The organism is Robinsoniella sp. RHS (assembly GCF_001029355.1).
In the GTDB taxonomy this organism is placed as follows: domain Bacteria; phylum Bacillota; class Clostridia; order Lachnospirales; family Lachnospiraceae; genus Robinsoniella; species Robinsoniella peoriensis.
The window spans coordinates 1-2,201 of sequence record NZ_JNGB01000224.1; the positions used below are offsets into that span (position 1 = coordinate 1).

Here is a 2,201-nt window from a genome sequence, read left to right on the forward strand (position 1 = left end):
TGATTTTGATCCTAAGGGCAAATCAGACAGAGAAGTTATGGCATTCTGCCAGAGCTTTATGACAGAGCTTTGCAAATATATTGGCGCTGATACAGACGTGCCGGCAGGAGATATTGGAACAGGTGCAAGAGAAATCGGATACATGTTCGGACAGTATAAGAGAATCCGCGGCGTTTACGAAGGCGTATTAACAGGTAAAGGTTTATCCTACGGTGGATCTTTAGCAAGAACAGAAGCTACCGGATATGGTTTATTATATTTAACAGAAGAATTATTAAAGATCAACGGAAAAGAATTAGCAGGCAAAACCGTAGCAGTATCCGGTTCCGGAAATGTTGCAATCTACGCAACCCAGAAAGCACATCAGCTGGGTGCTAAAGTTGTAACAGTAAGTGATTCTACCGGTTGGGTTTATGATCCGGATGGAATTGACGTTGATGTATTAAAAGAGATTAAAGAAGTAAAACGTGCAAGATTGACAGAATACAAAAACTACAGACCAAATGCAGAATACCATGAAGGCAAAGGCGTATGGACAGTAAAAGTTGATATTGCCCTTCCATGTGCGACACAGAATGAACTGGATGTAGAAGATGCTAAGACATTAGTAGCCAACGGCTGCTTCGCAGTATGCGAAGGTGCAAACATGCCTACAACACTGGAAGCAACAAAATACCTTCAGGAAAACGGCGTAATCTTTGCTCCTGGTAAGGCTGCAAATGCAGGTGGTGTTGCTACTTCCGCACTTGAAATGTCACAGAACAGCGAAAGACTGAGCTGGTCATTCGAAGAAGTGGATTCCAAGTTGCAGGGAATCATGGTTAATATCTGCCATAATATGTCAGACGCTGCAAAACGTTATGGACAGGAAGGCAACTATGTATTAGGTGCTAACATCGCAGGATTTGAAAAAATTGTAGATGCTATGAACGCACAGGGAATTGTATAATAGTATAAAAATATCCCGTAAGTACTGTACTTGCGGGATTTCTTTTTGTCAGAATATTCATAACACAGAAGTAAAAAGATGTTCAAAGAACATCGATGTTGACAAGTAGCCTACAAGTGGGCGACAAGTGGGCGACAAACATTTAAATGTGAAATATAATCTATATTTTATTCATTTCAATGAGTAATAATTTCATTGCTTTATTTTCATAGAATGCAAAAGGGAAAGGTGATTAAACGCAATATTATGATTCCGCCATGTGCTATCTGAAGTTCATATTTAAGAGTTTCTTATAACATTATTGTTACTGGGAAAGTATAGAAAAGACCTTATAATAATAGAAGGAGTGCATCAAAATGTAAAAGTTTTGATGTGCTCTTTTTTTGGTGTTCTTTGTGGTTTCGGCTTATTTGATAGAACTTAATGGTGTCGTTAAATTAATTTGTATCATATATTTAAAACATTAACTAAAAAACATGCGTATGTGGTAAAAATGCCGTAATAATAAATACAATATTTACCAAGCAAACAAGATAAAACAAAAAAATAAACAAAGAGGATAAATATAAGAATATATTTTGGGGTAATTTGTCTATATAATACAATCATACGGAAACGGTATCCGTAAATTTGCAAAAAATTTGGAGGAGAGAAATGAAGCAAAAGAAAAAGTTACGGCTAAGGCTTACTGCAATTGGTACCTCACTGTGTATCATGGGAAGCATGTTCATCCCAAGTGTCAGCGTGTTTGCTGCCCAAGCACCAGAAGACATACCTTCTATATCATCTACGACGGTATCGGGGGATGAAGACTGGACAAGGCTACGGCTGGATCTGGGAGTGCCAGAGAAAAATAGGACAGGATCCTGGGGAACCCCTTTGGGAAACGGGGTGTTTGCAGTGAAGGAAAATGGCGGAGTGGCAGAGGATGTATTTCAGCTCAATCATTCTACTTTCTGGTCAGGAGATCCCCAATACGGTGAAGATTTATCGGAAGGCGGGGAAGGCAGCTACGGCAATTCTCCGGAAGAACGTTTGCTGGGGTATCAGAGTGTGCGCCAGAAATTAGTGGATGCTTATCGGGAAGGAATCTCCGATGAAGAACGATTAGCGATCTTTAAGACCATTGAAGAAGAGACGAAGAGAATCTGGAGCGCCCCATGTGCAGCTCAGAGTACATTTCTGCCACTGGGAAGAATGGTGTTGAATTTCCCGGAACTCACCAGCGGTACCGATAGCTATAATAGAAGCC

2 protein-coding genes are annotated in these 2,201 nt (G+C 40.0%); both read left to right on the forward strand.

The genetic code is table 11. The features are described from left to right. The coding region (locus RHS_RS28930) for a glutamate dehydrogenase (protein ID WP_047835161.1) at window positions 1–949 on the forward strand (949 nt) is incomplete at its 5' end. Between the two features lie 654 nt (window positions 950–1,603). After that, the coding region (locus RHS_RS28935) for a glycoside hydrolase N-terminal domain-containing protein (protein ID WP_047835162.1) at window positions 1,604–2,201 on the forward strand (598 nt) is incomplete at its 3' end.